The organism is Arhodomonas sp. KWT (assembly GCF_010993615.1).
This window is the reverse complement of sequence record NZ_WNXE01000997.1, coordinates 1-605: the sequence shown is the minus strand read 5'-3', so window position 1 is coordinate 605 and position 605 is coordinate 1. Positions and strand designations below refer to the sequence as shown.

Annotated in this window: 1 pseudogene; it reads left to right on the top strand. The window is 68.9% G+C overall.

The features are described 5' to 3' along the window. Positions 1 to 605 (top strand): annotated as a pseudogene (locus G7A99_RS23760) (hypothetical protein); the annotation flags it as partial.

Below are 605 nucleotides of genomic sequence, written 5' to 3'. Positions count from 1 at the left end.
CCGCTGCTGATCATCGCCGCCTATCGGGACGACGAGGTCCCCGCCACCCACCCACTGATGCTGGCCCGGCGCACGCTCCAGGAGCGGGGGCGGTTTACCCTCAGTGCGCTGGAGCTCTCGCCGTTGACCGAGGCGGACGTGACGACGCTGCTGACTGAGGGCGCCCGGCGCTCCGCCGGTGAGGTCGCGGAGCTGGCAAAGGAGGTGCTGCACCGCAGCGGCGGCAATCCATTCTTCATCTGGCAGCTGCTGCGCACGATGCGGGACAGGGGCTGGCTGTTCATGGACGACGCCGGCCAGTGGTGCTGGGACCTGGACGCCGTGCGCGGTGCCGGGGTGCCGGATCAGGTCGTCGACCTGATGCTTCACCGCCTGCACGGGCTGCCGCGGGAGAGCCAGCAGCTACTCTCCTGGGCGGCGTGCCTCGGGACGTCTTTCGATCTCGATATCCTCGCCTGGCTGGCGGGGCGCGAGATGACGGATGTCTACGATTTGCTGCGGCCGGTGCTCGACGAGGAGTTCATACTGCCCGTGGGGGATCCCGCCCTGGTCGGAGACCGGGTCGTCTCCCGCAGCTTTCGTTTCGCCCACGACCGCATGCAGGA